The 3,726-nt window shown below is 43.0% G+C and carries 3 protein-coding genes and 1 pseudogene; 2 read left to right on the top strand and 2 right to left on the bottom strand.

Translation table 11 applies throughout. The features are described 5' to 3' along the window. Positions 1–45: 45 nt before the first annotated feature. A pseudogene (locus tag BLU74_RS18305) lies at positions 46–807 on the top strand (transposase); the annotation flags it as partial. Between the two features lie 6 nt (positions 808–813). On the opposite strand, the gene BLU74_RS18310 reads toward BLU74_RS18305, so the two are convergent. Further along, positions 814–1,458: a class I SAM-dependent methyltransferase gene (locus BLU74_RS18310; protein ID WP_089769949.1), complete on the bottom strand. Its 645-nt coding sequence runs from the start codon at positions 1,456–1,458 to the stop codon at positions 814–816. Between the two features lie 604 nt (positions 1,459–2,062). Here BLU74_RS18310 and BLU74_RS18315 point away from each other — a divergent pair. Continuing rightward, a complete protein-coding gene (locus BLU74_RS18315) occupies positions 2,063–3,172 on the top strand; it encodes a glycosyltransferase family 4 protein (protein WP_175454712.1) in 1,110 nt (369 codons plus the stop codon). A gap of 353 nt (positions 3,173–3,525) precedes the next feature. Here the strand turns inward: BLU74_RS18315 and BLU74_RS19175 are convergent. Further along, the coding region (locus BLU74_RS19175) for a hypothetical protein (RefSeq protein ID WP_175454713.1) at positions 3,526–3,726 on the bottom strand (201 nt) is incomplete at its 5' end.

The raw sequence follows: 3,726 nt of genomic DNA on the forward strand, positions 1-3,726 counted from the left end.
TGGCTCCAAGCATTTGCCGCCTGGCTCAATGCTCCAAACTAAACACGACCCTTTCTGCACTGCTACTACGAGGATGTTTACGGCACATATCCGGTCACGTGAGAACTCCAGCACGGCATCTGGTACTACTACGGACTCGACAAACCGCCATCGTCGATGTCTTCGATAGGCTCGTCAAGCAGGCCGCAGGCGGCGGCCTGCTCGACTTGACCTATCCATCGATTCGACCCAAGTCGAGGCAATCCAGTACAACGACGCTGCCTCGTGGAACTACGACCCGACAGCTGAGGAGTATTTCTACGGATTCGGCTGTACGATAGTCTCGACTGGCGCAAAAAGCCCGATAGCAGCCGAGTTCTCACAGGCCAATCAAGCGTCCCAAGAGACGGCGATCCGCGTTATGCGTGATGCGGATCGCCGTCGATGTACCGATCTGGGTGCTTGGAGAAAGTGCCTACGACATCCTCGACTGGCGCGACCACTGCTAGCCGCAGAGGTCGTGCCAGTCGCCCCGTACAACCCGCGAAACGCTGACGATCCGAAAGATATGGCGTATCACCGAACACAGAGAGGACGTTCAGATCAAGCAGCCGTCTTAGACGAGACGCACAACACCGGACGGACATTAAACGAACTAACCACGCGGTCAAGGACTGTGGCCTCGGGCACGTTCGCACCCGAGACTGCGTCCACGCACGAACAGAAGTGTTTGTTGCGCTTTGCCTACGACTCGTCGTCGCGATCACCAACTACGAACGAGGAAATGATCCCGGTCGAGAGAAACACGCTATGAGACTGATTTTATGATATAATTTATAATGAGCAAAGCATATTTATTTTCTTCATTCGAAATGCTAAAATAGCGATGCTCCGCTTAAGATTACTTTTCCTTATTGAAGGTCGCCACTTATCTGCATATTCAATCTTGAATCCAGAATTCTCGAGAAGTTTTTTTACTTCGTCAGTGGAAAAGTGGTACGGATGAGGGGCATCAATTAAACTCAATCGTCTACGTACCGGTGCTGGTATGTCAAATGTATTAATATCGAAAATCATTTTTCCATCTGGTTTAATCACCCTTTTTATTTCATCCAAGACTGTATTTGGATCAACGACGTGATCAAGTACATTTCGACATATAACAAAATCAAAACTATTTGATATAAATGGCAAATTTTCGCCTGCTGCAGTGCATAACTCCGCAGACGATTCTACTAATACTTCTGACACTAAATCTGTTATTGGATCGGCTGTTATCGCGAGAGAGGTATTTGGGAGGCGATGTATAATTCCAGTCCCCCCTCCAACAGCTAGAACAGCCTTATTATTTAATTCAGAAATATTTGTTCCGTGATTTTTGAGTATCTCGTTCACCTGATTTCTGTTTGGTGGACCTGACTGATGCGTAGAATGCTGTTTTTCAGCTTGGTGGGCTCTCTTCCAGCGCTCAAGAGACATTATTTACGTATTTCATTTTTTTATTTTATTGTCTTATAGCTGTTTGGATTATTAGGGATCGTTATCAACTCATTAGATGGCGTCAAGATGGGTTGATAAATCAAACGAATTCTAACAAGTAAAGTAGCCGTTTGGACAAACATCACTATTTACTTATCTGTATGTGAACAATTCATCATTGGAATGCTGATAATGACCTCAGAAACTTGTTCGTTCAATAAAAAAAGTGATTTCTCTGGCTGATGGACGTCGCGAGTCGGCGACTCCGACACAGGTTCGACAGTCAGTACCCAAACCGATGAGCTAGCTATTTGAAGATGAGGTGGACGAGAGATCAAAAAATCTTCGCTTAGCGTTCGCTGTAGTGTTTAGGTAATTACTAGAGTATTACTCTACCTAGACCCCTATATTTCGGAGAATTTTTGGATGATTTACAGTAACGGACACTTGGCCACAAGTAAGCTCTGAATCCTAATAGGACGTCTAAGACTACTGTACTCCACGAATCTGTTTTCCAGTCCAATAATTACTTTCAGTATTAACTAAATACGACTTCAAATACGAACCGGAAACTTATGTATTGTGTCCCATCATGCAATTCAGTATGAAAAGAGCTCTAATACGATCTCATTGGGATCTCGATAACCAAATTAAAGGAGGTGCCGATAACCTAATACTTGAGTTGGCTAAGGCTCTAAATTCTACAGGCTGGCAAGCGGATATCCTTTGCCCCACAAGTGGACCTAAGTCTGATAATAATTCTATTAAATCATTTGGATATTCAGAACCGGTAAACGCTAAGTGGAAAATAATCAATTCAGTAAGAGGGATAAGTAGAGTTCGATCATTATTAGATTCGCCAGGATATGATATTGTTGTTGATGATATCTCTCATATACCTCATTTCCCAACCCACATATTTTGCCCAGAAGATACAGTCAACGCTGTTTTTCTGCACACAGCGTATTTCAACTCAGCCAGAGAATTTATGGGTCAGATAAAAGGGTCTATGCTCCAATTTATTGACCATTCTATTCCGTATTTGAATGATCCAGAAATTGTTTGTGCGGGACCTAGTACGCAGGACAGGTTCATAAAAAGGACAGGACATAAAAAAACGCATATAATAAAGCCAGCAATAAAAGTGGATGAATTTAATCACAATTACAACCCTAGTTCTAAGAAAATTTTATACTTAGGAAGGCTGGTTAAGCGAAAAAATATTTCTACTTTGTTACACGCATGGAACAAGTTTGAGCAGAAAAATAACGATTATGAACTGAAGATTGCTGGATCAGGGGTGATGAAAAATGAATTATTAAATATCAAATGTGAGCTGGGTTTGTCCAGGGTTGAATTTTTAGGATATATTAGTGAAAGCGAGAAGAGAGAACTACTGGAAAAATGCTTTGCATTTGTTCTCCCTTCTTTGATGGAAGGTTATGCCACCACTGGATTAGAAGCACTCGCGTCTGGATGTATTTTGTTGGGAGCCAATACTTTCGGTATTCGTGATTATATTACACACAAAGAAAATGGACTCCTATTTGACCCAAATAGTGCTAAAGAATTAGCTGATTTATTATTTGAAATCAGTTCTAAACCCGACAGTTATTATCCACTTACACAAAATGGGCTTGAAGTTGCTTTAGAACACACAGTTAGGGATTTCCAGCAATCTGTAGTGAAGGAATTTAATGATATGGTTGAATAATTATCCCCATTTTATATAGTGGAAGAGAGTGTCGTAAAAACAGTTACCGAACCAGCGAGCAGGGTGAAGGCTGGAATATGTGCTCAGCAATCCTACAAGGCGATTCTTTGGTAGAGTCGTTCTGCAATGTCACGGATATGCTAGTGGTGTTTGAGCATTTCTCCTCTCGAAGAGTACGATATGTTCGCTCCGACGGAGACAAAGCCAACAAGAGACCACGAAACTTGATGAGAAACAACTATGTCAGAATTATAACCATAATCATATGATGTTGTGGATCAACAACCTTGACCCAATTAGGCTCGTCTGCGACCAGTATGAGTGTGATGAAATTCCCACAATCCGGTAGTTACTTACTCTCTCATACCAAATTTAACAGGATATCCGGTGAAGCCCCGGGGCGACTCGACCAATTCTTCGATCTCCTCCCCACCAATTTTTCCAGCCCGAACGAGTGCGCCGACCTCGGCATCGGTCAGCTCCTGGCCGTCCTCGAAACGCCGGTACAATTTTTCGATGTCGGGGTTGTACTCAACCGAGATCGAGACGTCCAC

Source organism: Halobellus clavatus, assembly GCF_900107195.1.
GTDB classification, from domain to species: Archaea; Halobacteriota; Halobacteria; order Halobacteriales; family Haloferacaceae; genus Haloquadratum; species Haloquadratum clavatum.

Bases quoted from the DNA above. Each gene is read 5' to 3' on its own strand.
- BLU74_RS18310 (WP_089769949.1), bottom strand. From the start codon at position 1,458: ATGTCTCTTGAGCGCTGGAAGAGAGCCCACCAAGCTGAAAAACAGCAT.
- BLU74_RS18315 (WP_175454712.1), top strand. From the start codon at position 2,063: ATGAAAAGAGCTCTAATACGATCTCATTGGGATCTCGATAACCAAATT.